The sequence below is a fragment of the Streptomyces sp. TRM68367 genome (genome assembly GCF_014495685.1).
In the GTDB taxonomy this organism is placed as follows: domain Bacteria; phylum Actinomycetota; class Actinomycetes; order Streptomycetales; family Streptomycetaceae; genus Streptomyces.
Map to the genome: position 1 here is coordinate 1 of NZ_JACTVI010000040.1, position 26,953 is coordinate 26,953.

Here is a 26,953-nt window from a genome sequence, read left to right on the forward strand (position 1 = left end):
CTGAATCATCGCAGGTCGGAAGCACCCTTCCTCCATGAAGTGACTGGCTGTCACTGAAGCTCCTGGTGCCGTGAATTCGTGAGGCCGGCGGGCGCCCCCTGGTCCGTGAACCTCCTGTGTATCTCGTTCCATCCCGTTGCGCAGAGTAAAGGTGCGGCGGCTAAGGTCACTCACACTGTGTTCAGCGTTCCGGGGGCGGCCTCAAACCAGCGAGGAGGACGAACGTGCGCCTGAGTCTGACCGTCGTCGACCCCGTCGGCGGCGCCAGCGCCGATGTGGTGCTCGACGTCGATCCGGAGTCGTCGGTCGGCGACATCACTCGGGAGTTGGCGCGATACGTCGGCCTCGGAAGGCTCGGTGAGACCGGCGGTGCGCAGATCATCCCCATCGGGGGGCATCGGGCGCCTGACGGCACGTCGCAGGCCTTCGTCGACGGGTACGCCCTCGATCCCACCGCCAACATCGTCGGGTCCCCGCTGCGCGAAGGCGCCCTCGTCAGCCTGCACGATCCGGCCGGCTGCCTGCTCGGGGAGCCCACCGGCCTCGTGGAGTTCCGGGTGGCCGGCGGGCCCGGTGCCGGTGCCGTGCACCGGCTCGGTGTCGGCAGATACGACATCGGCAGCGGCCCGGCCGCCCACATCCGTATCGACGACCCTGAACTCGCCGCCCGCGCGGCCACCCTGGCCATCGCCATCGACGGCACCTGCGACGTCACCGTCCACACCGGCACGGGCAGCGAGAAGAGCGACCGCAAGGACAAGGACGGGGATGCCGACTCTCCTCGTCTCGACGGCGAGCACTTCGACGGCGGTGGCTGGCCCCTCGGCTCGCAGCTCGCCCTCGGCAACACCCTGCTGGAGATCACCGGCTACACCCCGCCGGACGCGGCCCTGAAGTGGTCCGAGGACGGCGCCGGGCTCGACTACAACCGGCCCCCGCGGCTGCGCCCCGCCGACCGCAAGACGCACTTCCGGCTGCCGAGCAAGCCCGGGGACTACGAGGCCCGGCCGCTGCCGTGGCTCATGGCACTGCTGCCGCTGGTCGGCGCCGTCGTATCCGTCGTGGTCTTCGGTAAGTGGTACTACATGATCATGGCTCTGATGAGCCCGATCATGCTCTTCGGCAACTACTTCATGGACAAGAAGCACGGGCGCAAGTCCCATGCGAAGCAGGTCAAGGAGTACAAGGAAACCAAGGAGCGGATCGAGAAGGACGCCGAGGAGGCGCTGCGCATCGAGCGGGTCGACCGGCGCACCGCCGTTCCCGACCCCGCCTCCGTGCTGGCCTTCGGCACCGGGCCGCGCACCCGGCTGTGGGAGCGGCGGCGCACCGACGCCGACCACCTGCTCGTCCGGGTCGGCACCGGCCGCGTTCCCTCGGAAGTCGTCCTCGACGACCCGGAGCAGGACGAGCACAAGCGCCAGGTCACCTGGAAGATCGAGGATTCCCCGGTGTCGCTGCCGCTGAAGGACCTCGGAGTCATCGGCATCGCCGGGCCCAGCGACTCGGCACAGGCCCTCGGCCGGTGGGCCGTCGCCCAGACCGCGGTGCTGCACAGCCCCATGGACGTGCAGTTCTACGTCCTCACCGACAACGACGCCCACCCGCGCTGGGACTGGGTGCGCTGGCTGCCGCACTCCCGCCCGTCGAACGGTCAGGACGTCAACGTCCTCATCGGGACCGACTCCGAGACCGTGGGCGCGCGGGTCGGGGAGTTGACCCAGCTGCTGGACGCCCGGCAGAAGGCGCTGAACGAGAACAACAACCGCCGAGCGGACGGACCCGCCTTCAGCGACCCCGATGTCGTCGTCGTGTGGGACGGCTCGCGGCGCCTGCGCTCGCTGCCGGGTGTCGTACGGCTGCTGCGCGAGGGCCCCGGTGTCGCCATGTACGCGATCTGCCTGGACGAGGAGGAGCGGTTCCTGCCCGGCGAGTGCCAGGCTGTCGTCGTCGCCGAGCCGCAGCGGCGCTCCGACGACACCCCCGCGTCGATGACACCCCAGGCCGCCGCCGGCGCCTTCCCCTCCTTCCAGGCCTGGCACCACAGCTCCCAGCAGACGCAGCAGCAAGCGGAACAGGACCTGCACATCCGGCTGCGGGTCGAGCAGACCGGGACCCGCCGCCGGACCGGCGTACGGCCCGACTTCGTCTCCGCCGCCTGGTGCGCACGCCTGTCCCGGTCGCTGTCCCCGCTGCGCGACATCAGCGGCGAGACCGAGGACTCGGCGCTGCCCTCGGCCAGCCGGCTGCTCGACGTGCTGGAGCTGGAGCCGCCCACGCGGGACGGGATCGCCGCGCGCTGGCGGATGGGCGGCCAGTCGACGATGGCGGTCATCGGCGAGTCGTACGACGGCCCGTTCGGCATCGACATCCGGCGCGACGGTCCGCACGGCCTGATCGCCGGTACGACCGGTTCCGGTAAGTCGGAACTGCTGCAGACCATCGTCGCGGCTCTCGCGGTCGCGAACACGCCCGAGAACATGACTTTCGTCCTCGTCGACTACAAGGGCGGCTCGGCGTTCAAGGACTGCGTCAAACTCCCGCACACCGTCGGCATGGTGACCGACCTCGACGCCCACCTCGTGGAACGCGCCCTCGAATCCCTCGGCGCCGAGCTGAAACGGCGCGAGCACATCCTCGCCGCCGCCGACGCCAAGGACATCGAGGACTACCAGGACCTGGTGCGCCGGGACCCCTCGCACCCGTCCGTGCCCCGGCTCCTCATCGTCATCGACGAGTTCGCGTCCATGGTCCGCGACCTGCCCGACTTCGTCACGGGTCTGGTCAACATCGCCCAGCGGGGCCGGTCCCTCGGCATCCACCTGCTGCTCGCCACCCAGCGGCCCAGCGGTGTCGTCTCCCCGGAGATCCGCGCCAACACCAACCTGCGCATCGCGCTGCGCGTGACCGACGCCGGCGAGTCGACGGACGTCATCGACGCGCCCGACGCCGGCCACATCTCCAAGAGCACGCCCGGACGCGCGTACGTCCGCCTCGGCCACGCCTCCCTCATCCCCTTCCAGTCCGGCCGCGTCGGCGGCCGCCGCCCCGGCGCCGCCGATCCGCAGACGCTTGCGCCGTGGGCCGGGCAGCTCGCCTGGCAGGATCTGGGGCGGGCGGCGCTGGCGAAGCCCAAGACCGAGGCGCGCGAGGACGACGAGATCACCGACCTCAAGGTGCTCGTGGACGCCGTACGGGAGGCCAACCAGGCCCTGGGTATCCCCGCCCAGCACTCTCCCTGGCTGCCCGCGCTGGACGAGACCCTGCTCCTGGACGACGTCCCGCCGTTGCGCGCGCAGGGCGCGCTGCCCGCTGCCCCGTACGGCATCGAGGATCTGCCCGCCGACCAGGCCCGCCGCCCGGTCGCCGTGGACTTCGCCACCTTCGGTCACCTCATCGTCGGCGGCGCTCCGCGCACCGGCCGCTCGCAGGTGCTGCGCACCATCGCCGGCTCGCTGGCCCGTACGCACTCGTGCGCCGATGTCCATCTGTACGGCATCGACTGCGGCAACGGCGCCCTCAACGCGCTGACCCGGCTGCCGCACTGCGGCGCGGTCGTCGGTCGTAACCAGACCGAGCGCGTGGTCCGCCTCTTCACCCGCCTGTCCGGTGAACTCACCCGCCGCCAGGATCTGCTGGCCGAGAAGGGCTACGCCGACATCGGCGAGCAGCGGGCCGCGGTCGCGGAGGACGAGCGGCTGCCGCACATGGTGCTGCTGCTGGACCGCTGGGAGGGCTGGCTGCCCACCCTCGGCGAGTACGACCACGGCGATCTGACCGACCAGCTGATGGCGATGATGCGCGAGGGCGCGAGCGTCGGCATCCACGTCATCATCACCGGTGACCGCCAGGTCCTCGTCGGGCGGATCGCCTCCCTCACAGAGGACAAGTACGGCCTGCGGCTCGCCGACCGCAGCGACTTCTCGTCGCTGGACATCAACGCCCGCAAGGTCCCCGAGGAGATCCCGCCGGGCCGTGCCTTCCGCAACGAGACGGCCACGGAGACGCAGTTCGCGCTGCTCTCCGAGGACACCACCGGCCAGGGTCAGGCCGCTGCACTGGTCGCTATCGGCGAGGCGGCGCAGGCCCGGGACGCCGGAGTACCGCGTTCCCGGCGCCCGTTCCGGGTCGACGTGCTGCCCAGGCGGATCTCCTTCGCGGACGCCTGGGAGATGCGCGACCCGGCCACGACGGCCTCGCCGCTGTGGGGTCTCGTCGGCGTCGGCGGCGACGAACTCACCGGGTTCGGCCCGGACCTGGCGCAGGGCGTACCGGCGTTCGTGATCGGTGGCCCGGCCAAGTCCGGCCGCAGCACGGTGCTGCTGAACTTCGCCCGCTCCTACCTCACCCGGGGCACCCGCCTGGTCCTCGCGGCGCCCCGCCAGTCCCCGCTGCGCGAACTCGAAGGCCAGGACGGCGTCCTGGAGGTCTTCACCGGCCGCGACATCGACGAGGACGAGCTGGAGGAGCTCGTCGGCACGGCCAAGCCGGAGGATCCGGTCGTCGTCCTGGTCGACGACGCCGAGATCCTTGAGGACTGCGACGCCGAGGACGTCTTCAAGCGCATCATCGAGCGCGGCGCCGAAGAGGGCCTGGCCGTTGTCATCGCCGGCGACGAGGACGAGATCTGCGACGGCTTCTCCGGCTGGCAGGTCGATGCGAAGAAGGCCCGCCGCGGTGTGCTGCTCTCCCCGCAGGAGACGTCCTCGGGCGAGCTGATCGGCATCCGTACGACGCGCAGCATGGTCGGCGGCCCGGTCACGCCGGGCAAGGGCCTGCTGCACCTGGGCACCGGGGACCACCTCACGGTCACGACGCCGGTGTAGAGGTGACGGACGCCGACGTACGGGTCACGGAATCGTCAGTATTCCGTGACCCGTTGCCGTCTCAGCTCATACTGCGGGCAGGGCGTAGGCCTCGAAGTCTGCGGCGTGAGCCAGGGAGCGCAAGCCACCTCCCAGAGAGCCCAGTTCGGGCTCCTCGTGTACGACCTTGTAGAGCAGCGCGGCGGAGGAGTCGCCGGGGAAGGGCGGCTCGCCGGCGGCAGCTCGGGCGACATGTAGCCAGGGGAAACCGATCGAGACGCCCGTGGACGGCGGTCAGCGCCTCGGCGAGGCCCGCGCCCAGCGCCCGTACCGTGTGGACCGGGAGCGGGCCGTGTCCGTGACCGCCGCTGTCAGGGAGGGGCCCGCGGCGTAGGCCGTCGCGCCCCACGGCACCGGTGCGTCGCAGTCCGCGTCCAGGACCGGTGCCGTCCACGCGCCGCACACCCGGCGCGCGGCCTCCACCTCGCGCCGGAAACGGGTCCGGAAGTCCTCGTCGAGCGCGAGGTGCGGGTGCACGATCTTGACAGGGGGCAACTCTCAGCAGGGGAGTGGGCCCGTGCCGTACACCGTCTACGGCTCCAGCAGGTTCACCTTCACGTCCGCCGCGAACCCGGTCGTCGGCCCCACCCGCCGCGCGAACTCCGCCACCGCCGCCAGCTGCGGTCCGCTGAAGCGGAAGTCGAGGGTGGTGAAGTACTGCGCGAGGGTCTGCTCGTCGAAGGCCTCCCAGCGGGCCGCGTGCTCTGCGACCTTGACGACCTCCTCCAGGGAGAGGTTGCGGGAGGCGAGGAAGGCCTCGTGCACCAGTCGGGTGATGACCGGTTCGCGTTCCGCGTACTCGCGCCGCGCCGCCCACACCGCGAAGACGAACGGCAGGCCCGTCCACTCCTTCCACAGCACGCCGAGGTCGTGCACGTCGAGGCCGTAGCGCGGGCCGTCCAGCAGGTTCGCGCGCAGCGCCGCGTCCCCGATGAGTACGGCCGCCTCCGCCTCCTGCATCATCAGGCTGAGGTCGGGCGGGCAGGTGTAGTAGTCGGGCCGTACGCCGTAGCGCTCGGCCAGGAGCAGCTCGGCCAGGCGGACGGAGGTGCGGGAGGTCGAGCCGAGGGCGACCCGGGCGCCGTCCAGGCGGTCCAGCGGGACCTGCGAGACGATCACGCACGACATCACGGGGCCGTCGCAGCCGACGGCGATGTCCGGGAAGGCGATCAGATCGTCGGCGTGCTTGAGGAACTCGACCAGGGTGATCGGCCCGATGTCGAGGTCGCCCTGCACCAGCTTCTCGCTCAGCTTCTCGGGGGTGTCCTTCGTGAGCTCGAAGTCGAAGAGCGTGCCCGTTCTCGCAAGCCCCCAGTACAGGGGCAGGCAGTTCAGGAACTGGATGTGGCCGACACGCGGCCGGGTGCGAGGATTGTCCACATCGTGAGGCTAGACCCTGGCGGGTACGCTGCGGGCTCCGACCCCCGCCGATCCCGGTGATTCCGGCACCGGCCCGGCGGCCGACTCAGCGACCGACCCGATGCCACCTCCTTTCGGAATCTTCAAACATTCGGGTGACGTGATCTTGACCTCTCTTGCTTTCGGCTGCCCGCGTGCTAGGCTCGTCGCAAGTTGCAGTTTGGTTTCCCTTGCAGTGCAGAGCCTGCGGAGCATGTGACCGCGGGCTCTAGTCGTTTTCAGACGAATGCAGTTGTGCGGCATGGACTTGTTTTCACACTTGCAGGTTCTGGAGCAGGGCAACCCTTTGGGCCCAAGGAGGGCTTATGGCTACCGGAACCGTTAAGTGGTTCAACGCCGAAAAGGGCTTTGGCTTCATCGCCCAGGAAGGCGGCGGCCCCGACGTCTTCGTCCACTACTCCGCGATCAACGCCACCGGGTTCCGCTCCCTCGAAGAGAACCAGCAGGTGACCTTCGACGTGACCCAGGGCCCGAAGGGCCCGCAGGCGGAGAACGTCACCCCGGTCTGATCCTCACGGATCCGGCCCTCGGATCAGTATCTGATCCAGTCAGTATCTGATCAGTATCTGATCCTGCGGATTGAGAGCAGTACCCAAGGAGCCCCGTGCCGTCCAGGCAATCGGGGCTCCTGCCTTTCGGGAAGCGCCGGACAGCGAGTTCTGGCAGCGAGTTCCCTCAGACGTGCTGCATGACCAGCACCCGCCGGAGGCAGGCGGCGATCCAGTCCAGGCTGGCCGGGGGCGGTCCGGTCGCCGCGGCGGCCACCGGGCTGCTGCTCAACACCCGTACTGCGGTCTTCAGCCTCACCGTCGCGGAGATCATCGGCCGGGGACGGCTCGCGCGCTTGGCCGGGGCGCCACCGCAGTCCTGCGAGCCGCCGGGGGAGGCGTGAACCCGGTGCGTTGTCAGTGGGCGTCGGTAGGGTTCCCGCTCATGACCGACTCCGACTTTCTGATCACGACCAGGACGTTCTACGACTCCTTCGCCGAGACCTACGCCGACCTGTTCCGGGACATATTCGCCGGCAGGGAGCTGGACCGGGCGGTGCTGACCGGTTTCGCCGGCCTCGTCGGGGCGGACGGCGGCCAGGTGGCCGATCTCGGGTGCGGGCCCGGTCGGGTGACGGCGTTCCTGGACTCGCTGGGGCTGTCCGTCTTCGGTGTCGACCTGTCGGAGTCGATGCTCGCGATCGCCCGCCGGGAGAATCCGGGGCTGCGCTTCGAGCAGGGCTCGATGCTGGAGCTGGATCTCCCGGACGGTGCGCTCGCGGGCGTCCTCTCCTGGTACTCGATCATCCACACCCCCGAGGAGCGGCTGCCCGAGCTCTTCGCCGAATTCCGGCGGGTCCTTGCCCCGGGCGGCCATCTGCTGGTCGCCTTCCAGGTCGGCGACCAGCCCAAGCGCCACGAACGGCCCTACGGCCACCCCGTCTCCCTCGACTTCCAGCGGCGGCAACCGGACAAGGTCGCCGCGCTGCTGGAGGAGGCCGGGTTCGGCATACGGGCACGGATGGTCCGCGAACCCGAGGAGGGGACCACCGAGTCGACTCCGCAGGCGTACCTCTTCGCCCACAAGCCCGCCCGCAAGCCCGCCCGCAAACCGGCGTCGTAGCCGGGGCCGGGCCCCTCGCCGTAGCCGACGAAGCCCTGGCCCCTACCTCTCGTACAGCCTTTCCACGTCCTCCGCGAAGTCCCGCATGATCTGCTGGCGCCGCAGCTTCATCGACGGGGTCAGGTGGCCCGAGTGCTCCGTGAAGTCGACGGGGAGGACGGTGAAGCGGCGGATGGACTCCGGGCGGGAGACCAGCTTGTTGGCCTCGTCCACCGCTCGTTGCAGCACGGCCCTCAGTTCCGGGTCGTCCACGAGGAGTGTCGGCGGCACCGGATGCTTGCCGTGCATGCGGCGCCAGTGGGTGATGCCGTCGGGGTCGAGGGTGATCAGCGCGGTGATGTAGGGGCGGCCGTCGCCGAGCACCATGGACTGGGAGATCAGGGGGTGGGAGCGCAGCCAGTTCTCCAGCGGGGCGGGGGCCACGCTCTTGCCGCCCGCGGTGATCAGCATCTCCTTCTTGCGGCCGGTGATGGTGAGGTAGCCCTCCTCGTCCAGTTCGCCGATGTCGCCGGTGGGCAGCCAGCCGTCGGGGGCCGCGGGGACGACGCCCCCCGCCGAGGGGTCCCAGTAGCCGCGCAGGACGTTGTCGCCGGCGATGAGGATCTCGCCGTCGGAGGCGATGCGGACCCGGGTGCCGGGCATCGGCCAGCCCACCGTGCCCAGGCGGGGTTTCAGCGGGGGCGTCACCGTGGACGCGCCGGTCGTCTCGGTCAGGCCGTAGCCCTCGAAGATCTCAATGCCGGCGCCGGCGAAGAACGCGGCCAGCCGAACGCCCAGCGGGGAGCCGCCGCAGATGGCGTAACGGACCCGGCCGCCCATGGCGTTGCGGATCCGGCGGTAGACCAGCGGGTCGTAGAAGGCGCGAGCCGTCTTCAGGGCGCGGGAGGGGCCGCTGCCGGTGCCCGTCTTCCCGGCCTCCACGGCCTCGCCGTACCGCCGCGCCACCGACACCGCCCGGTCGAACGACGTCACCCGGCCGCCCGCCTCGGCCTTGGCTCGCGCGGTGTTGAAGACCTTCTCCAGCATGTACGGGATGGCCAGCAGGCACGTCGGCCGGAAGGAGGCCAGGTCCGGCAGCAGCTCGTCCGCCTTGATGCTCGGCGCGTGGCCCAGCCGCACCCGAGCGCGGATGCAGGCGATGGCCACCATGCGGCCGAAGATGTGCGACATGGGCAGGAAGAGCAGGACCGAGGCCTCCTCGCTGGTGCGCGCCCGGAAGACCGGGTAGAGCAGCTCGATCGCGTTGTCCACCTCGGCGAAGAAGTTGCCATGGGTCAGGACGCAGCCCTTCGGGCGGCCCGTCGTGCCCGACGTGTAGACCAGCGTCGCGAGCGTGCCCGGGCCCAGCATCCCGCGGCGTACGTCGACCTCCTGGTCCCGGGCGCCCTGCGCACCCAGCTCCATCAGCCGCTCCACGTGGCCCTTCTCCATCACCCACAGGTGCCGCAGGTCCGGTATCCGCTCCCGCTCGGGGCCGAGCGCCGCGGCCTGGCCGGCGGTCTCCGTGAGCAGGGCCACCGCGCCGGAGTCCTGGAGGATCCAGCGGGCCTGGTAGACGGACGAGGTGGGGTAGATGGGCACGGTCACCAGGCCGGCCGCCCACGCGGCGAAGTCGAGCAGCGTCCACTCGTACGTCGTCCGCGACATGACCGCGACCCGGTCGCCCGGCATCAGTCCCTCGGCGACCAGTCCCCGCGCGAGCGCCAGCACCTGCTCGGCGAACTCGGCCGCCGTGACGTCCCACCACTTCCCGTCCGGCCCCTTGCGGCTGAGCACCACGGCATCCGGTGCCGCGGCCGCGTTGTCGAACGGCAGGTCGGCGAGCGAGCCGTGCGTCCACGGCGGCGCGAGCGGCGGTACGGCCGCCTCCCGTACGACTCCGTCCAGCCGGCGCGTCTCGGGCTCCACGAGGACCGGTCCTTCTCCGTACGCGTCGCCGTAGGCGGAGGAGGGATAGGCAGTGGACACGGGCGGCTCCTGGGGCGTGCAGCGAAGAACTGCTTGCTGCATGACATACGTGCCTCGCGCACCGAGGCGCTCACCCGCGGGCCATGGAAAGAGGCGTTACCGCAGGTTAGGTAGGGGATCGTACGGCCGCCGCGTGAGGGGCCTGTGCGTGTTCGGGGGTGGTAGGGAGCCGGGTATGTGCAATCTCGGCGGTTACGTGAGGGTCATTCAGGTACGCTCCGGGATCGCCGTCACGTGCGTGCCAGGGCCGCCGTCACGCACGCTCCCGGGCCACCGTCACGCGCGCTCATGTGCGTTCCAGGATCGCCGTCACACCCTGTCCGCCCGCCGCGCACACCGAGACCAGCCCCCGTGCCGGCACGTCCCGTTCGGCCAGCAGTTTCGCCAGCGTCGCGACGATCCGGGCGCCGGTCGCGGCGAAGGGGTGGCCGGTCGCCAGCGACGAGCCCGCGACGTTCATGCGGGCGCGGTCCACAGGGGCCAGGCCCCGCTTCTCCCAGGCGGCCAGCGTCGCCAGCACCTGGGACGCGAACGCCTCGTGGATCTCGACGAGTTCGAAGGCCTCCAGTCCGAGTCCGGCCTTCTCCAGCATGCGCGGGACCGCGTACGCCGGCGCCATCAGCAGCCCGTCCTCGCCGTCGGCCACGTCGCCGTGCACGAAGTCCACGGCCGCCGTCTCGTACGCCGTGAGATACGCCAGCGGTTCCAGACCCCGCCGGGAGGCCCACTCCTCGCTCGCCAGCAGCACGACCGCCGCCCCGTCCGTCAGCGGCGTCGAATTGCCGGCCGTCATGGTCGGGTTGGGCCCGTCGAGGCCGAACACCGGCTTCAGGGCGGTGAGTTTCTCCGGGGTCGAGCCGGGACGCAGGTTCTGGTCGCGGGCCAGGCCCCGGAAGGGCAGGACCAGGTCCTGGAAGAGGCCGCGTTCGTACGCCGCCGCCAGCCGCTGGTGACTGGCCGCCGCCAGCTCGTCCTGGGCCTCGCGGCCGATGCCCCAGGCGCGGGCGGTCACGGCGGCGTGCTCGCCCATGGACAGGCCGGTGCGCGGCTCGGCGTTGCGCGGGATGTCGGGGATGAGGTGGGACGGCCGGACGCGGGCCAGCGCCTTCATCCGGCCGCCCAGTGACCTGGCCCGCCGCGCCTGAAGCAGGATCCGCCGCAGGGAGTCGTTCACGCCGAGCGGCGCGTCGCTCGCCGTGTCCGCGCCGCCCGCGATCGCCGCCTCGGTCTGCCCGAGGGCGATCTTGTTGGCGGCGGCGATGACGGCCTGGAGCCCGGTGCCGCAGGCCTGCTGGATGTCGTACGCCGGAGTGCGCGCGTCCAGCGCCGAGCCGAGGACCGTCTCGCGGGCGAGGTTGAAGTCGCGGCTGTGCTTGAGCACCGCACCGGCGACCAACTCCCCCACGGCGCCGGGCTCCTGGATGTCGTAGCGCTCGACGAGCGCGTTGACGGCCGCCGTGAGCATCTCCTGGTTCGAGGCGGTGGCGTACGGCCCGTCGGAGCGGGCGAACGGGATGCGGGCGCCGCCGATGACCGCGACCCGGCGTGTCTCCTGCGGGTTCACAGGGCTCACCTCGACCCACTCCTCACGTTTGACGTAGGCTTACCTCCGGTAACACCTTACTCCAGGGTCAGAATTTGAGGGGCCCGGGAGTCGGACATGGTCGACCGCTATCTGCGCTTCACCGGCACGGCTCCTGGCCGGTTCCTGACCCGCCGCCTCGGGTTGCCCCAGCCGGCCGCGCTGAAACGCTGGTCACCGGAGCATCCCGACCTGGGCGGTGACCTCCTCCACCGCACCGCCGGAACGTCCGACCTGGACCTCGGGTTCCCGGGTCTGACCTCGGCCGTCTCCGAGAATGCCCTCGCCGCCGCCGTCCTGGACACCACCGGCGTGCGGACCGCCGAGGACCTCGCCGAAGTGCACGCGGCCCTGCATCCGGTCGTACGGTCGATCGCCGCGAGCGGCCGGGTCGTCGTCCTGGGCGCCCCGCCGGACCCCGCCGACCACCATCAGGCCGCCGCTCAGCAGGCCCTGGAGGGCTTCACGCGCTCGCTCGGCAAGGAGATCGGCCGGGGCAGGACCGTGAACCTGGTCCGGCTGACCGACGCGCACGCCGCCGAGTCCACCCTCCGCTTCCTGCTCTCCCCCAAGTCCGCCCACGTCAGCGGCCAGGTGATCCACGTCGCCGCCCACACGGTCGACGCCCCCGCCGACCGGGACCGTCCCCTCGCCGGCCGTACCGCCCTGGTCACCGGCGCCGCGCGCGGCATCGGTACGGCCGTCGCCGAGACGCTGGCCAGGGACGGCGCCCGGTTGGTCGTCCTCGACGTGCCGTCGGCTCTCGAAGCGGCCGAGCGGGTGGCCGGCCGGCTCGGCGGCGGCGCCTGCGCCCTTGCCCTCGACATCACCGCCGCCGACGCGGGCGAGCGGATCGCCGAGGCCCTCCCGGACGGACTGGACGTACGAACTCACCGTGTACGTCGAGGGGCTGGCGCCGCACCGGCGCGGGACCGAGGCGACGGTCGTCACGGAGGTGCGGGACGGCGGGAGGTCGTGTGGGAGTCGCGCAGCACGTATCTGGCCCGGCACCGCACCCACGGCCGTCCGGCAACGCCGGCGGAAGACCGGGAGCCGCTGCCGCCCGTCGCCGAGTGGCAGCTCGCCGGGGACGTGGGCCGGCGCTACGGCGCCGCGTCCGGGGACCGCAACCCGATCCACCTGCACCCGCTCACCGCCCGCCTGTTCGGCTTCCCGCGCGCCATCGCGCACGGCATGTGGACCGTGGCCCACTGTCTCGCCGCACACGGCACACCCGCGGCCTGCTTCGTGCGAGCCGACTTCAGGGCGCCGGTGCTGCTGCCGGGGACGGTGACGTACGCGGCTCAGGGGGCGCGGTTCGAGCTGCGGGGCGGGCGGGGGAGAATTCACGTGACGGGGCACGTGAACCCGCTGGTCTCAGGGACCTTCGACCGGGGCTGAGCCTCAGGCGCCATCCGCCGGCGGCGACCACGGCCGCCCGTCCATCAGGCTCCCCAACCCCGCCCACGCGAAGTTCATCAGCGTCGCCGCCGTCTGCTTGGCTCTGACTCCCTCCGTGGCGTTGGCCCAGTCGGCGAGCGACTCGGCCGCACCGACCAGGGCCTCGGCGAGCCCGGCGACCTCCCGCTCGGGCATCTCGGGGTCGCGGTGTGCGGCGCGCGCGGCGGCGAGGATCAGCTCGGTCACGAACGCCACGATCTCCTCGCGCATCGCGGCGACCTCGGCGGCGAACGGCTCGCCGTGGGTGCGCGCCTGGAGGTGCAGCACCGACCAGCCGTCCGGGTTCTGCGCGGTGTGCGTGAAGAACGCCGTGAGCCCGTCCCAGAGTTGGCGGTCGGCGGGCAGTCCGGGCCGTACGCCCGTGCGCACCGCCTCGGTGAGGGCCTTGGCCTCACGGCGGATGCACGCGGTGAACAGGTGGTCCTTGGAGTTCAGGTACAGATAGACCAGCGGCTTGGACACCCCGGCCAGTTCGGCTATCTCGTCCATCGACGCGGCCATGTACCCCCGCTGGCCGAAGGTCTGCACGGCGGCATCCAGCATTTGCTGCTCACGGACCGCACGCGGCATCCGCTTGGTCTTGACGGCACCCATGCGGATCAGCGTACGGTCCGTGCGGCCCTGTCAGCCCGTCAGCTTCCGTCCCACGCCGCGGAGCATCAGGTCGCGGCAGCCACCCGCTGCGGCTCCTCCACCGGCGACGCGGCGACCGCCTCGTACGCCTTCCGGTCGAGCAGGCCCTCGCGGGCCGAGACCAGGACCGGTACCAGGGCCTGTCCGGCAACGTTGGTGGCGGTGCGGATCATGTCCAGGATCGGGTCGATGGCTAGCAGCAGGCCGACGCCCTCCATGGGCAGGCCGAGCGTGGACAGGGTGAGCGTCAGCATCACGGTCGCGCCGGTCAGACCGGCCGTGGCGGCGGAGCCGACCACCGACACGAAGGCGATCAGCAGGTAGTCGCCGATGCCGAGCCGCAGGTCGAAGATCTGCGCGACGAAGATCGCGGCGATCGCCGGGTAGATCGCGGCGCAGCCGTCCATCTTCGTGGTCGCGCCGAACGGGACGGCGAAGGACGCGTACTCGCGCGGCACGCCCAGGCGCTCGGTGACCTTCTGGGTCAGCGGCATCGTGCCCACCGAGGAGCGGGAGACGAAGGCCAGCTGGATCGCGGGCCAGGCGCCCTTGAAGAACTGGACCGGGTTGACCTTGGCGACGGTGGCGAGCAGCGTCGGGTAGACCCCCAAGAGTACGATCAGGCAGCCGACGTAGATGTCGGCGGTGAAGGTGGCGTACTTGCCGATCAGGTCCCAGCCGTAGGTGGCGATGGCGTTGCCGATGAGGCCGACGGTGCCGAGCGGGGCGAGCCGGATGACCCACCACAGGGCCTTCTGGAGCAGCTCAAGGACGGACTCGCTCAGGGTGAGGATCGGCTGGGCCTTCTCGCCGAGCTGGAGGGCCGCGATACCGGCGACGGCGGCCATGAAGACGATCTGCAGCACGTTCAGCTGGGTGAACGGTGTGATCACGTCGGTCGGGATGATGCCGGTCAGGAAGTCGATCCAGGAACCGGTCGTCTTGGGCTTCGCGCCGTCCTGCGGGGTGAGGCCGGTGCCGGCGCCCGGGTTGGTGAGGAGTCCGATGACCAGGCCGATGCTCACCGCGATCAGCGAAGTGATCATGAACCAGAGGAGGGTGCGGGAGGCCAGGCGGGCCGCGTTGTTGACCTTCCGCAGGTTGGTGACCGAGACCAGGATCGCGAAGAAGACGAGCGGGGCGACGGCGAGCTTCAGCAGGCCGACGAACGTGTCGCCGACCTTCTCCAGGGTCGTCACCAGCCAGGACACGTCCTGGCTGCGGGCTGTCCAGCCGAGCAGGACACCCAGGACGAGACCGGCGAGTATCTGGGCCCAGAAGGGCACCTTGGGCAGCTTGACGGACTTCGTGTTCGTGGACACGGACAGGCTCCGTTGGGGACGCGTAGGGGCTGACGTGGAGAACGGGTGGGAGGAACGTCAGGGGCGACACTTCGCGGACGCGCACCGGCAGAGGTCCACGTGCAGGCGCGCCACGAGCACAGCGCTCCGGGGCGTGGAGGGCACGACTGCTGGCTTCATGCACACGACTTTAACACCGTAGCTTTAGGGAACCCATAGCCTGGCTTTGAGAGGCTGGGCGGCAGAATGACCCACACATCACAAAGCGCCCTGGTTTCCGGGGGTTTCTGAAACCCCCGGAAACCAGGGCGCCGTACGTTCTGTGACGAACCTTACGCAGCCCTTGGGCGCGCGCTACGAGGTCTGCCCCTGCGCGCGCGCCGAGTCGTCGGCCTCGTCCTCCTGGCTGCGGCTCGCATCCAGGTTGGCCTTCATGCGGTCGACCCTCTGCACGATCCGCACGGACGCGCGGTCCCGCTCCTTGCGCAGGACGACGAAGCTGATCGGGGCCGAGATCACCAGCGACAGCAGGACGATCCACATGCCGTTGGACTCGCCGAGACCACGCGGGAAGACGCCGAAGTAGACGAGGCCCCAGACAGCGGCGAGGCAGCCCACGAAGATCCCGAGGCGCATCAGCGTGTAGCGGAGCATCTCAATCCACTCTTCCGTAACGGTCCGAATGTTCCCAAAGGGGCACCGTCCAGTGAAGCACGGTGGGCTGCGGATCTTGCAGGGGGGTCAGGTCAGCGGCAGCAGCATGTGGATGTCGTCGCGGTCGTCGCCGGGCGCCACGCGGATCGCGGCGGGGATGCGGCCGACCTCCTTGTAGCCGCAGGAGCCGTAGAAGCGCTCGAGGCCGACGCCGCCGCGGCAGGTGAGCCGCATCGCCTCGATGCCGTCGAGGGAACGGGCCGCGTTCTCGGCGGCGGCGAGCAGGTCGCGGCCGTAGCCCATGCCCTGGTGCCGGGGGTGCACCATCACCGTGTACAGCCAGAGCCAGTGGGTCATCAGCCGGTGCGTGTTGAAGGTGAGGAACGCGGTGGCGGCCACCCGACCGTCCTCGTCGTGCCCGACGAGCAGCCGGACCCGGCCCTCCGCCATCGCCGCGAAGTGCTTCACCAGTTCCGGCCGGATGTCCTCCCGCATCACCGGCGGCACGAAGCCGACGGCTCCGTCGGCGTTGGAGACGTCGGTCCACAGGTCGAGGAGGCCGTCACGCAGGTCGGGGGTCACGGAAGGGTCGAGGGTGAAGGTAAGGGGCATGGGAGGAGCGTACGCATTACGACGCGCCCGCCCCAAAATACTCCAGCAACCGGACGTCAGGCGGCCGCGAGCACCTGCGCCGCCACCTTCAGATCCGACACGAGACCCTCGTACGCCGCCCTCCGGTCCTCGTCGTCCTGCGCACGCAGGATCGACGACGGATGCACGGTCGCCACCAGCTTCTCCTGCCGCCCGTGGATCTCCCGCTCCAGCACCGCGCCGCGTGCCTGGCCGACGCGGAAGGACGAGCCGAGCAGCGCCCTGCCCGCGGTGGCGCCGAGTACGACGATCAACTCCGGCTCCACGACGGCCAGCTCGGCGGCGAGCCAGGGGCCGCACGCCGTCATCTCGCGCAGGGTCGGGGCCTTGTGGATGCGGCGCTTGCGGGGCTCTGTCTGCGTGAACTTGAAGTGCTTGACGGCATTGGTGACGTAGGCGTCGCCGGGGTCGATGCCGGCCTCTTCCAGCGCCCGGTCCAGCAGCCGGCCCGCCGGGCCCACGAACGGCTTGCCCTGCCGGTCCTCCTGATCGCCGGGCTGCTCGCCGACCAGCATGACCCGGGCGTCCTTGTTGCCGGCGCCGAACACGGTCTGGGTCGCGTCCCGGTGCAGGGGGCAGCCGTGGCAGTCGGCGGCGGCCTTGCGCAGGGCGGTCAGACCGCCGCGGTCGGGGACGAAGGGTTCGGCGGTGTAGGCGTCCTCGGGCGCCTTGGTACTCACCATGCTCGCCGGGTACCCCGGGTTCGGGGCGGAGAACGGGCGGGGTGGTTCAGTTCGTGGCCGGGTGCGGGTGGGTGGGGGCTGGTCGCGCGGTTCCCCGCGCCCCTTTTAGGCCGGCACACTCCCGTCGACACAGCTGCGGGCATCCGTGCCGCCTGGGGCGGCACGGGTGGGCGATGGGGGTGCCCCCGCGCGAGCTCGTTCGAGCGTGGGGGAGGCACCCCGCCAGCGCGGGCAAGAGATACCCACCCCCGGCCCGCACCAACTGGCGGTCACACCCGCATCGGCTGCGGCGACTCCCGGCGCTCCGGGTCCGGACCCTCGTACTCCCTGATGATCTCGTACCGCGTGTTCCGCTCCACCGGGCGGAAGCCCGCGTCCCTGATCAGGTCGAGAAGATCGTCGCGGGTCAGCTTGTTCGGCGTGCCGAAGTCGTCCGCGTCGTGGGTGATCTTGTACTCGACGACCGAGCCGTCCATGTCGTCGGCCCCGTGCTGCAGGGCCAGCTGGGCGGTGTTGACGCCGTGCATGACCCAGAACACCTTGACGTGCGGGACGTTGTCGAAGAGGAGGCGGGAGACCGCGAAGGTCTTCAGAGCCTCGGCGCCGGTGGCCATCTGGGTCCGCGCCTGGAGGCGGTTACGGACCTTGCCGTCCTTCATGTCGACGAAGTCGTGCTGGTAGCGCAGCGGGATGAAGACCTGGAAGCCGTTCGTCTCGTCCTGCAGCTCACGCAGGCGCAGGACGTGGTCGACGCGGTGGCGGGGCTCCTCGATGTGGCCGTACAGCATGGTGCACGGGGTCTTCAGACACTTCTCGTGCGCCAGGCGGTGGATCCGGGACCAGTCCTCCCAGTGGGTCCGGTGGTCCACGATGTGCTGCCGGACCTCCCAGTCGAAGATCTCCGCACCGCCACCGGTGAGCGACTCCAGCCCCGCGTCGATCAGTTCGTCCAGGATCTCGGAGGCGCTCATCCCGGAGATCGTCTCGAAGTGGTGGATCTCCGTGGCCGTGAAGGCCTTCAGCGAGACGTCCGGCAACGCGGCCTTCAGCTCCCGCAGCGAACGCGGGTAGTAGCGCCACGGCAGGTTCGGGTGCAGGCCGTTGACGATGTGCAGCTCGGTGAGGTTCTCGCTCTCCATCGCCTTGGCCAGCTTGACGGCGTCCTCGATGCGCATCGTGTACGCGTCCTTCTCCCCCGGCTTGCGCTGGAAGGAGCAGTACGCGCAGGAAGCCGTGCAGACGTTGGTCATGTTGAGGTGCCGGTTGACGTTGAAGTGGACCACGTCACCGTTCTTGCGCGTGCGCACCTCGTGCGCGAGGCCGCCCAGCCAGGCCAGGTCGTCCGACTCGTACAGCGCGATGCCGTCCTCGCGGGTCAGCCGCTCACCGGAACGGACCTTCTCCTCCAGCTCGCGCTTGAGCCCGACGTCCATGCCCACACCTTTCTCCGACACTTGACCAGTAAAGACCGTACTCCCCCACCCCTCGGGCGGGAGATGCCCCTGCGGCCCTTCGGGCCTACACCTGTTCCGGCAGCTCACCCACCCGGTTCTCCCACTTCGTGGAGAGCACGATCGTCGTACGGGTCCGGGAGACACCCTTGGTACCGCTCAACCGCCGGATGATCTTCTCCAGCCCGTCCACGTCGGCCGCGCGCACCTTGAGCATGTAGGAGTCGTCACCGGCGATGAACCAGCAGTCCTCGATCTCGTTGAGCTCCCGCAGCCGCCCCGCCACGTCCTCGTGGTCGGTGGCGTCGGAGAGCGAGATGCCGATCAGGGCGGTGACGCCGAGCCCGAGCGAGGCCGCGTCCACGGTGGCCCGGTAGCCGGTGATGACACCGGCCGCCTCCAGCCGGTTGATGCGGTCGGTGACGCTGGGCCCCGACAGGCCGACGAGGCGTCCCAGCTCCGCATAGGAGGCCCGGCCGTTCTCCCTCAGGGCCTGGATGAGCTGCCTGTCCACCGCGTCCATGCGATCGAAGCCTTCCGCTGAAGAGGTCTGAAGAGGTCTGAAGAGTTCCGGAAGATGAAGTGGCTGCTCAGGTGGCTCGGGACCCGCCCCCGAGCTCCCCGTCCCACCGGCGGTACAGCCGATGCGGGACCCCCGCCGAGTCGAGAGCGCGTCCGGCGACGAAGTCCACCAGGTCCTGGATGTGCGTCGCGCCCGCGTAGAAGGCCGGTGAGGCCGGGACGACGGCCGCGCCCGCGTCGTCGAGGGCGACCAGATGCCGCAGGGTCTGGCCGCTGAGCGGGGTCTCGCGCACGGCCACGACCAGCGGGCGCCGCTCCTTGAGGGTCACGCTCGCCGCCCGCTGCAGAAGATCCTTGGACAGCCCCAGCGCCACACCGGCGACACAGGCCGTCGACGCGGGCACGATCAGCATGCCCTTGGCCGGATACGACCCCGAGGACGGCCCCGCCGCCAGGTCCCCGGGACTCCAGTGCCGTACGTCGGTAAGGCCGATGTCGCAGGCCCCCGGCTTCCCGTCGGCCCCCCGCGACAGCCATTCGCGCAGGTCGTCCCGCCAGTGGGCGTCCCGGAAGGAGATCCCGGTCTCGTCGAGCAGCGTCAGCCGGGAAGCCCGCGAGACGATCAGGTCCACGCTCTCCCCCGCCGCCAGAAGCGCACGCAGCACGGAGGCGGCATAGGGCGTTCCGGAAGCCCCGGACACCCCCAAGATCCAAGGTGTGCGCTGCGTCTGTCCTGGCTTCATGGGGACGAGCCTATCCGTCGGCTACCAAGATCCGGACCGCGACCTTTTCGGACCGGGTGCCCTGCGGTCAGACCGTGAGCCCGCGCACCGACAGATCCAGCAGCGCGCACACGAACAGGGCAATCCCGATAAAGCCGTTGACGCTGAAGAACGCCCTGTTCACGCGGGACAGGTCATGCGGGCGGACGATCGAGTGCTCGTACAGGAAGGCGCCCGCGACGATCAGCAGGCCGAGCCAGAAGAAGGCGCCGGCGCCGGTGGTGAGGGCGTACCAGACGAACAGGACCGTGGTGAGGGTGTGGCAGACCCGCGCGCCCCAGATCGCCGCCGGCACCCCGAAGCGCGCCGGGACCGACATGACGCCGATCTCGCGGTCCGTCTCCACGTCCTGGCAGGCGTAGATCAGGTCGAAGCCGCCGATCCAGATGCCGACGGCCAGGCCCAGGATCACCGCGTCCCAGGACCACGAGCCGGTGATCGCCAGCCAGCCGCCGATCGGGCCCATCGCCTGGGCGAGGCCCAGGATGGCCTGCGGGAAGTTCGTGAAGCGTTTGCCGTACGGGTAGACCACCATCGGGATGACGGCGATGGGGGCCAGGGCCAGGCACAGCGGGTTCAGCAGGGCCGCCGCGCCCAGGAAGATCACCAGCGCGACCAGCGCACCCGTCCAGGCGTGCTTCACCGTCATGGCGCCGGTCACCAGCTCGCGGTGCGCCGTACGGGGGTTGCGGGCGTCGATCTCGCGGTCGATGATCCGGTTGACCGCCATGGCGAAGGTGCGCAGCCCGACCATGCAGATGGTGACCAGGAGCAGCCGCCCCCAGTGGATGTTCTTGTCCCACTGGAACATCGCGGTGAGCGCGGCGATGTACGCGAAGGGCAGCGCGAACACCGAGTGCTCGATCATGACCAGGCGCAGGAAGGCCCTGGTGCGCCCCGGCTGGGGGATCGCAGCGGACGCGGAACTCACAGGCCGTACTCCTTCCAGCGGCGGTCCACCTTCGCCGCCGTCTCCGGGTCGGACTCCACCATGTCCGGCCACCCCCCGTCGCGCGTGTAGCCCTCCTCGGGCCACTTCTTCGTCGCGTCGATGCCCGCCTTGCCGCCCCAGAACTGCTGGTAGGAGGCGTGGTCGAGGTGGTCGACCGGCCCCTCGACGACGGTGAGGTCACGGGCGTAGTCGGTGTTGCCGAGGGCCCGCCACGCGACCTCGTGCAGATCGTGCACGTCGCAGTCGGCGTCGACGACCACGATCAGCTTGGTCAGGGACATCATGTGCGCACCCCAGACCGCGTGCATCACCTTCTGCGCGTGCTTGGGGTACTTCTTCTCGATCGAGACGATCGCACAGTTGTGGAAACCGCCGGCCTCCGGCAGGTGGTAGTCCACGATGTCCGGGACGATGATCTTCAGCAGGGGGAGGAAGAAGCGTTCCGTCGCCCGGCCGAGGGGTCCGTCCTCCGTCGGGGGCCTGCCTACGACGATCGACTGCAGCAGCGGCCGCTTCCGCATCGTCACGCAGTCGATGGTCAGGGCCGGGAACGGCTCCTGCGGCGTGTAGAACCCGGTGTGGTCGCCGAACGGCCCCTCGGGCAGCATCTCGCCGGGCTCCAGCCAGCCCTCCAGGACAACCTCCGCCTGCGCCGGCACCTGCAACGGCACCGTCTTGCAGTCGACCATCTCGATCCGCTTGCCCGCGACGAACCCGGCGAAGAGGTACTCGTCGATGTCGCCGGGCAGCGGGGCGGTGGACGCGTACGTCACCGCGGGCGGACACCCGAAGGCGATCGCGACCGGCAGCCGCTCGCCCCTCCTGGCCGCCACCTGGTAGTGGTTCCGGCTGTCCTTGTGGATCTGCCAGTGCATGCCGATCGTGCGGCGGTCGTGCCGCTGGAGCCGGTACAGACCGAGGTTCCGTACGTCGCTCTCCGGGTCCTTGGTGTGCGTGAGCCCGAGGTTGAAGAAGGAGCCGCCGTCCTTGGGCCAGGTGAACAGCGCGGGCAGGGAGTCCAGGTCGACGTCGTCACCGCGCAGCACGACCTCCTGCACCGGCGCGTCCTTCACCTTCTTCGGCGGTACGTGCGTCATCGCGCCGAGCTTGCCGAAGGCCTCGCGCACGCCGACGAACCCGTGCGGCAGCTCGGGCTTGAGCAGCCCGCCGATCCTGCCGGAGATCTCGTCGTACGACTTCAGGCCGAGCGCCTTCAGCAGCCGCCGGTCGGTCCCGAAGACGTTCATGGCGAGCGGCATGCGCGCCCCGCGCACGTTCTCGAAGAGCAGCGCGGGACCGCCGGCCTTGTTCACCCGGTCGACGATCTCCCCGACCTCCAGATACGGGTCCACCTCGGCCTTGATGCGCTTGAGGTCACCCTCGCGCTCCAGCGCCCTGAGCAGGGAGCGAAGATCGTCGTAAGCCATGGGGTCAAGTATCCCCGAGCGGCTACCCTTGCCCTGTACCTGGGGGCTGTGACCGCGGCCCCGACCCCCCTGTCGCTGGAGAGGCCCATGCTCCGGGTGCTGATGTTCCTCATCCCCCTGGCGTTGAGCGTGTACGCGTTCATCGACTGCATCAGCACGAAGGACGACGAGGTCCGCCACATGCCGAAGCCGCTGTGGGCGATCCTCGTGCTGGTCTTCCCGCTCGTCGGTTCGATCTCCTGGATCATCGCGGGCAAGAAGCGCAGCCCGGCCGCCGAGGGCTGGTCCGGCGTCCGCAGCGGCGGCAGCCGCTCGCAGCAGTGGGTCGCGCCGGACGACAACCCCGATTTCCTGAAGTCCCTCGACGAGGACCCCGACAACGACGACAAGGACGACCGGAAGCGGGACGAGACCTGACATGGAGCTGCGGCTGCTCGTCACCTTCGAGAAGGTCGCCACGCTGCTGAGCTTCACCCGCGCCGCGGCCGAGCTGAAGTACGCGCAGTCCAGCGTGACCAGCCAGGTCCGCGCCCTGGAGTCCTCCCTCGGCGCCGAGCTGTTCGACCGCCTCGGCAGCCGCATCCGCCTGACGGAGGCGGGCGAGCGACTGCTGCCGTACGCCCGCCGGATCATCGAGCTGAACGAGGAGGCGCGGGCGGCGGTGGCCGGGGCCGAGGAACCGGCCGGTTCGCTGACGGTCGGCACGATGGAGTCGCTGACGTCGTACCGGCTGCCCCCGCTGCTGGAGCTCTTCCATCACCGCTATCCCAAAATCCGGCTGTCGATGCGTCCGACGCTGGGCGACGAGACCCGGCAGGCGCTGCGGGACGGGACGTACGACGTCGGGTTCCTGATGGAGCCGATGGCCGAGCACCCGGGCCTGGAGACGGCGGTGCTGATCCCCGAACCGCTCGTACTCGTCGCCGCGCCGCGCCACCCCCTGGCGTCCGGCCGGCCCACGCTCACGACCGAGGACCTGGCGGCGGCCCAGCTGGTGGGCACGGAGCCCGGCTGCCCGTACCGCGACCTGTTCGAGGCCGAACTCAAGGGCGTGCACGGCCAGTCGCCGCCCTTCATGGAGTTCGGCACGATCGAGGCCACCAAGCGCGGTGTGGCGGGCGGCCTCGGCGTCGCGCTGCTGCCGCGGATGGCCGTACGGACCGAGCTTGCCTCCGGCGAGCTGGCGGAACTGGACTGGAAGCCCCCCTTCCAGCTCCACACCCAGCTGGCCTGGCGCGAGGGCAAGCGGCTGCCGCGCCACCTACGGCTGTTCATCGACGAGACGCTACGGGTGATGCGGGAGCAGGCGTCGGCCGAGCGGTGACGACCCGTGACTTCGCCAGCGTCACCTTCAGGCTCGCCGTCACGATCAGCGGGACGCCGAGGGCCTGGACGAGCCCGATGTGGTGGCCGTACACCGCCCAGTCCATGACCATCGCGACGGCCGGGTAGACAAAGGCCAGCACAGCGATCTTCGATGTCGGCAGCTGGGCGTAGGCGGCATACATCAGGACGTACATCAGCCCCGTGTGGATGATGCCGAGCCCGACCAGCCAGCCCCAGTCGGCCCCGGTGCCCCGCATCGCTCCGAACTCCGCGAAGGGCAGCAACAGCGGGATGCCTACGAGCACCTGGACGAGGGCGATCAGATGCGGACGTACGCCGGTGACGCGCTTGGTGACCAGCGTGGACAGCCCGTACAACAGCGCGGCGAGCAGGGCCTGACCAACACCCAGGAGATAGCCACCCCCGCTCGCGAAGTCGCCGGGCGTGACCCCGGAGACCAGGATCAACCCCGCGAAGGCCACGACGATCCACCCGACCTTGGCGCCGGTCAACCGCTCACGGAACAGCAGCGCGCCGAGCAGCACCACATAGAACGGCTGCGTGTGATAGACGACCGTGGCCACCGAGATCGAGGTGTTCTCGTACGACTCGAACAGAAACACCCAGTTGAAGACGATGAACACCCCACCGAGAACGGTGAGCCCGAGCGTGCGTGGAGTGAAGCCGTGGCCGCGCAGCCAGCCCCGCGCGACGACATAGGCGCCAAGGGCGAGGGCGCCGAACAGCACACGGAAGAAGACGACATTGAACGGCGACGCACCCGACTCCACGACGAACACGCCGAGCGTGCCGGACAGCACCATGGCGGCGGTGAGTTGGGCGGTGCCCTTGTAATCCGAGATCATGCCCAGGACGGTACGGAGGCTCTGACCTGCGGGGCTACGCGCCAGTGGGGCGTCTCCTCGATGGGCCTATCGGTGACGCCGATACGACGAGGTGAACGCGGCCCAGGCGGCTCGGCTGACGGTCAGGACGGGGCCGTCAGGGGCCGTCTTGCTGTCGCGGACGGGGACGACGGCGGGGATAGCGGGGGCGATTTCGACGCAGTCGCCGCCGTTGTCGCCGCTGTAGCTGCTCTTGACCCAGGTCGCCGCGCTGAGTTCGTACCTGTTCATGCTGCTCATACCCCTCCATCGCGTCGCTGATCAGAACGGCGGACTCGCGGGCTGACGGTGGAGAACGACGTACAGGGGGCCGCCGTCGGCCAGGAAGCGCTGCTGTCGGCTCAGCCGGGCACGGACGCGTTCCTCGGCCTCGTCGTCGCTCATGACACGCGAGAACAGCGTCCACGCGTAGTCAGGCGTCTGCAACAGACCTGGAATGACCCGCTCCTGATATGCGCACAGTTCCACCGCCTCGGCGTCCATCTTGGCCCTGCGCCTGCGGGGCGGCGTCAGGACGGCACCCGGATCCGGCGCAGGTGGAGGAGTGGCAGCGCAGGCGCACCCAGGAGACGCGGCACACCCGGTATCGCCGTACGTTCGCGGACTCCGCGGTACTGGAACGGCTGTGAGGTGACCGTCGACGTCAACGACATCAGCCAGACCCTCCATCTCGTCGACGGCCTCCCGCCCGTCGCCGGACGACCCGGCCCGGCCCCGGCGGCGGCCGGAGTGCCTTCTGGGCGACAAGGCGTACGGCTCGAAGGCTCAAGAAGACCGGATCATGATCGCGCTACGAGCCATAGGAAAAGGATTGGAGCGAGGCGGCGCCCCGCTGCTACTTTCGTGGTGGACCGTGAAGTCGTCGTATGGAGGTGAGCCCCGTGAACACAGTTACCCATGGGTGCTCCCTCAACCCGTCACGGTCCGGCGGCTGACGTTCGGTGTCGCCAGGAGCGCCTGAGATCGAGGCTCTCCTGGAAGGAGACTCCGATGAACACGAAGCCTTTCACATCTGGCCTGAGCGAGAACGCGGTGATGATCACGCGCGTCGCGGACAGGCAGTGGCATGCACTGGATGACGACCTGGTGGTCGGCCGCGGGCATGCGGAGCACCGGCCCGACGGACGCTTGTTCGTCAGCATCGACGCCTGGCACGACGCCACCTTCGACCGGCTCGCCGAGGCGATGCTGGCGGAACTGCCGGCGCCGCTGTACACGGTGGTCGACGAAGCCGCCGTCGAGCTGACGGCCGGCTGGCGGCGGGCCGGTTTCACGATCCGGCGTCGCGAGTGGGAGTACGTCGTGCCGACCGACCCGCGGGTCACAGGGCTCGACGAAGTCCTGCCGCCTTCGGGCGTGACGATCGTGCCCGCCGGTCAGGCGGACGAGAGTCTGCTGCGGGCGGTGGACCGCGCGATCCGTGACGAAGTCGAGGCGACCGTCGGGTGGCAGTCGATGCCCGCGGAGGTAATTCCCCGCCCCGAAGGCGACACCATCGTCGACCCGTCGAAGTACGCCGTGGCCGCGGCGCCGGAGGGCTACCTGGGTCTGATCCGGGTGGTGACGGTGAACCGGCCGCGCATCGGGCTGGTCGCGGTCCGGGCCGGCGAGCAGCGCCGCGGCATCGCGCGGGCGCTGCTGGCCCACGCGCTGGGGACGCTGCACCGCTCCGGGTTCGCCGCGGCCTGGACCGAAGTCCACGAGTCCAACCAAGCAGCCTCGGCGCTGTTCGAGGGCATCGGCGCCCGGCCGATGAGCAGCAACCTGGAGCTGGTGCGATGACGAAGAACAAGAACGTCATCGAAGTCGAGGGCAAGGTCGTCGAGTGCCTGCGCAGCGCCATGTTCACCGTGGAGCTCGAGAACGGCCACCAGGTGCTCGCGCACATCAGCGGGAAAATCCGCAAGAACTACATCAAGATCATGCTGGAGGACCGGGTGCTGGTGGAGCTCCCGCCGTACGACCTGACGCGCGGCCGGATCGTGTTCCGGTACCGGAACTAGGCGGCGGTCGGCACCTTCCGCGGTAGCTGATCCTGGGGCTCCGGTCACGGCGTATCCGTGACCGGAGCCACGATGATGCCAAGATCGTGTTACGAGACCTACGAACTGGGCCTATGTCACGGGGACATTGACCAATATGAATGACGAATGCCTCGCCCGAGCATGGTTCACCGTCGTCGACGATGGCGAGGCTGACGTTTACAACGTCTACGTCCGGTCCGGGAGCAAGAGCTTCGATTCGCAGCCGCAGGTGCCCATCACGAGTTCCGGCACGAGGGTGCCGCAGTGCGGGCAGGGTGCCATCTCCGGTTCGGCGTCCTCGTCATCGTCGTAGGCGTAGGTGTGCGCGGGCGGGACCGTGCCGCCGCAGCCGGGGCAGGGGCGTGCGCCGATCCGGGACCACAGCAGGCGCAGGTAGGTGAACACCTCGGTGACCGTGCCGACCGTGGAGCGCGGGCTGCGGTTGGTGAGGTGCTGGTCGACGCTGATCGACGGGGACAGGCCGGTGATGGAGTCCACGGAGGGGCGGCTGACGAAGCCGGTGACCATGCCCAGCGACTCCATGTACTGGCGCTGGCCCTCCCGGTGCAGCGTGTCGAAGGCGAGTGTGGACTTGCCCGAGCCGGACAGGCCGGTCAGGACGACCAGACTGTTCTTCGGGAGGCTGAGGGAGACATTCTTGAGGTTGTGCAGGCGAGCGCCGGTGATGTGTATGCGGTCGTCGTCCATGCCTTCAAGTTTTCCATTGAAGTGCTTT

General features: G+C 70.1%; 25 protein-coding genes and 3 pseudogenes. 9 read left to right on the forward strand and 19 right to left on the reverse strand.

The annotated features are described in order from the left end of the window. Nucleotides 1–224 precede the first annotated feature (224 nt). A complete protein-coding gene (locus tag H8R17_RS24105; protein WP_187825301.1) occupies nt 225–4,826 on the forward strand; it encodes an FtsK/SpoIIIE domain-containing protein in 4,602 nt (1,533 codons plus the stop codon). Nucleotides 4,827–4,928: 102 nt separating this feature from the next. On the opposite strand, the pseudogene H8R17_RS24110 reads toward H8R17_RS24105, so the two are convergent. Both H8R17_RS24110 and H8R17_RS24115 read right to left on the reverse strand, forming a co-directional pair. After that, nucleotides 4,929–5,351 (reverse strand): annotated as a pseudogene (locus H8R17_RS24110) (serine/threonine protein kinase); the annotation flags it as partial. A gap of 45 nt (nt 5,352–5,396) precedes the next feature. After that, nucleotides 5,397–6,245, reverse strand: a complete 849-nt coding sequence (locus tag H8R17_RS24115) for a menaquinone biosynthetic enzyme MqnA/MqnD family protein (RefSeq protein WP_187825302.1) — start codon at nt 6,243–6,245, stop codon at nt 5,397–5,399. A 344-nt stretch (nt 6,246–6,589) separates the two neighbouring features. Here H8R17_RS24115 and H8R17_RS24120 point away from each other — a divergent pair, with 344 nt between their 5' ends. From H8R17_RS24120 to H8R17_RS24130, 3 genes and pseudogenes are all read left to right on the forward strand, one after another. Further along, complete coding sequence (locus tag H8R17_RS24120) at nt 6,590–6,793, forward strand: cold-shock protein (protein ID WP_187825303.1); 204 nt, start codon at nt 6,590–6,592, stop codon at nt 6,791–6,793. A 215-nt stretch (nt 6,794–7,008) separates the two neighbouring features. Next, nucleotides 7,009–7,140 (forward strand): annotated as a pseudogene (locus tag H8R17_RS24125) (branched-chain amino acid ABC transporter permease); the annotation flags it as partial. Nucleotides 7,141–7,217: 77 nt separating this feature from the next. Further along, the gene (locus H8R17_RS24130; RefSeq protein WP_187825304.1) at nt 7,218–7,895 is read left to right on the forward strand and encodes a class I SAM-dependent methyltransferase; all 678 of its coding nucleotides are present in this window, start codon (nt 7,218–7,220) and stop codon (nt 7,893–7,895) included. Between the two features lie 42 nt (nt 7,896–7,937). On the opposite strand, the gene H8R17_RS24135 is transcribed toward H8R17_RS24130, so the two are convergent. After that, entirely contained in the window at nt 7,938–9,863 is a 1,926-nt protein-coding gene (locus H8R17_RS24135) for a long-chain fatty acid--CoA ligase (protein ID WP_187825305.1), read from the reverse strand. 286 nt (nt 9,864–10,149) lie between these two features. Next, the gene (locus tag H8R17_RS24140) at nt 10,150–11,436 is read right to left on the reverse strand and encodes an acetyl-CoA C-acetyltransferase (RefSeq protein ID WP_187825306.1); all 1,287 of its coding nucleotides are present in this window, start codon (nt 11,434–11,436) and stop codon (nt 10,150–10,152) included. An 87-nt stretch (nt 11,437–11,523) separates the two neighbouring features. On the opposite strand from H8R17_RS24140, the gene H8R17_RS47280 reads away from it, so the two are divergent. Next, complete coding sequence (locus H8R17_RS47280; RefSeq protein WP_262505464.1) at nt 11,524–12,846, forward strand: SDR family oxidoreductase; 1,323 nt, start codon at nt 11,524–11,526, stop codon at nt 12,844–12,846. 3 nt (nt 12,847–12,849) lie between these two features. On the opposite strand, the gene H8R17_RS24155 is transcribed toward H8R17_RS47280, so the two are convergent. The 11 genes from H8R17_RS24155 to H8R17_RS24200 all read right to left on the reverse strand — a co-directional run bounded on the left by H8R17_RS24155 (nt 12,850) and on the right by H8R17_RS24200 (nt 21,962). Then, nucleotides 12,850–13,500, reverse strand: coding sequence for a TetR/AcrR family transcriptional regulator (locus tag H8R17_RS24155; RefSeq protein ID WP_187825307.1), 651 nt, complete (start codon nt 13,498–13,500; stop codon nt 12,850–12,852). 65 nt (nt 13,501–13,565) lie between these two features. Beyond that, nucleotides 13,566–14,867, reverse strand: coding sequence for a dicarboxylate/amino acid:cation symporter (locus H8R17_RS24160; RefSeq protein WP_187825356.1), 1,302 nt, complete (start codon nt 14,865–14,867; stop codon nt 13,566–13,568). A gap of 51 nt (nt 14,868–14,918) precedes the next feature. Then, nucleotides 14,919–15,020: a putative leader peptide gene (locus H8R17_RS48795; protein WP_316959515.1), complete on the reverse strand. Its 102-nt coding sequence runs from the start codon at nt 15,018–15,020 to the stop codon at nt 14,919–14,921. Between the two features lie 174 nt (nt 15,021–15,194). Beyond that, nucleotides 15,195–15,494, reverse strand: coding sequence for a DUF4229 domain-containing protein (locus tag H8R17_RS24165; RefSeq protein ID WP_187825308.1), 300 nt, complete (start codon nt 15,492–15,494; stop codon nt 15,195–15,197). 87 nt (nt 15,495–15,581) lie between these two features. Further along, nucleotides 15,582–16,106 carry a GNAT family N-acetyltransferase gene (locus H8R17_RS24170; RefSeq protein ID WP_187825309.1) on the reverse strand — a complete coding sequence of 175 codons (525 nt, stop codon included), beginning with the start codon at nt 16,104–16,106 and terminating at the stop codon, nt 15,582–15,584. A gap of 56 nt (nt 16,107–16,162) precedes the next feature. Then, nucleotides 16,163–16,828, reverse strand: a complete 666-nt coding sequence (locus tag H8R17_RS24175) for a UdgX family uracil-DNA binding protein (protein WP_187825310.1) — start codon at nt 16,826–16,828, stop codon at nt 16,163–16,165. Between the two features lie 269 nt (nt 16,829–17,097). Further along, a complete protein-coding gene (gene mqnE, locus H8R17_RS24180) occupies nt 17,098–18,261 on the reverse strand; it encodes an aminofutalosine synthase MqnE (protein WP_187825311.1) in 1,164 nt (387 codons plus the stop codon). 85 nt (nt 18,262–18,346) lie between these two features. Then, nucleotides 18,347–18,802, reverse strand: coding sequence for an Lrp/AsnC family transcriptional regulator (locus H8R17_RS24185; RefSeq protein ID WP_187825312.1), 456 nt, complete (start codon nt 18,800–18,802; stop codon nt 18,347–18,349). A gap of 67 nt (nt 18,803–18,869) precedes the next feature. Next, entirely contained in the window at nt 18,870–19,544 is a 675-nt protein-coding gene (locus H8R17_RS24190; RefSeq protein WP_187825313.1) for a UbiX family flavin prenyltransferase, read from the reverse strand. A 67-nt stretch (nt 19,545–19,611) separates the two neighbouring features. Next, the gene (gene mqnP, locus H8R17_RS24195; RefSeq protein WP_187825314.1) at nt 19,612–20,514 is read right to left on the reverse strand and encodes a menaquinone biosynthesis prenyltransferase MqnP; all 903 of its coding nucleotides are present in this window, start codon (nt 20,512–20,514) and stop codon (nt 19,612–19,614) included. Next, nucleotides 20,511–21,962: a menaquinone biosynthesis decarboxylase gene (locus tag H8R17_RS24200; protein ID WP_187825315.1), complete on the reverse strand. Its 1,452-nt coding sequence runs from the start codon at nt 21,960–21,962 to the stop codon at nt 20,511–20,513. The genes mqnP and H8R17_RS24200 overlap by 4 nt, the downstream gene beginning before the upstream one ends. An 87-nt stretch (nt 21,963–22,049) precedes the next feature. Here H8R17_RS24200 and H8R17_RS24205 point away from each other — a divergent pair, with 87 nt between their 5' ends. Next, nucleotides 22,050–22,379: a PLD nuclease N-terminal domain-containing protein gene (locus H8R17_RS24205; protein WP_187825316.1), complete on the forward strand. Its 330-nt coding sequence runs from the start codon at nt 22,050–22,052 to the stop codon at nt 22,377–22,379. Nucleotide 22,380: 1 nt separating this feature from the next. After that, a complete protein-coding gene (locus H8R17_RS24210; RefSeq protein WP_187825317.1) occupies nt 22,381–23,286 on the forward strand; it encodes a LysR family transcriptional regulator in 906 nt (301 codons plus the stop codon). On the opposite strand, the gene H8R17_RS24215 is transcribed toward H8R17_RS24210, so the two are convergent. The 3 genes and pseudogenes from H8R17_RS24215 to H8R17_RS45800 form a co-directional block, all read right to left on the reverse strand. After that, nucleotides 23,234–24,154 carry a DMT family transporter gene (locus tag H8R17_RS24215; RefSeq protein ID WP_187825318.1) on the reverse strand — a complete coding sequence of 307 codons (921 nt, stop codon included), beginning with the start codon at nt 24,152–24,154 and terminating at the stop codon, nt 23,234–23,236. The genes H8R17_RS24210 and H8R17_RS24215 overlap by 53 nt on opposite strands. A 66-nt stretch (nt 24,155–24,220) precedes the next feature. Further along, the gene (locus H8R17_RS47285; RefSeq protein WP_316959523.1) at nt 24,221–24,346 is read right to left on the reverse strand and encodes a DUF397 domain-containing protein; all 126 of its coding nucleotides are present in this window, start codon (nt 24,344–24,346) and stop codon (nt 24,221–24,223) included. After that, nucleotides 24,291–24,688 (reverse strand): annotated as a pseudogene (locus H8R17_RS45800) (Scr1 family TA system antitoxin-like transcriptional regulator); the annotation flags it as partial. The gene H8R17_RS47285 and the pseudogene H8R17_RS45800, both read right to left, overlap by 56 nt. A gap of 495 nt (nt 24,689–25,183) precedes the next feature. Here H8R17_RS45800 and H8R17_RS24230 point away from each other — a divergent pair. After that, the gene (locus H8R17_RS24230) at nt 25,184–25,975 is read left to right on the forward strand and encodes an N-acetyltransferase (RefSeq protein WP_187825320.1); all 792 of its coding nucleotides are present in this window, start codon (nt 25,184–25,186) and stop codon (nt 25,973–25,975) included. Then, nucleotides 25,972–26,196, forward strand: a complete 225-nt coding sequence (gene infA / locus H8R17_RS24235) for a translation initiation factor IF-1 (protein WP_010981942.1) — start codon at nt 25,972–25,974, stop codon at nt 26,194–26,196. Before H8R17_RS24230 ends, infA begins: the two co-directional genes overlap by 4 nt. A gap of 207 nt (nt 26,197–26,403) precedes the next feature. Here the strand turns inward: infA and H8R17_RS24240 are convergent, their stop codons facing one another. Beyond that, nucleotides 26,404–26,925 (reverse strand): hypothetical protein, encoded by a 522-nt coding sequence (locus H8R17_RS24240; RefSeq protein ID WP_399477183.1) that lies wholly within the window; start codon nt 26,923–26,925, stop codon nt 26,404–26,406. Nucleotides 26,926–26,953: the final 28 nt, after the last annotated feature.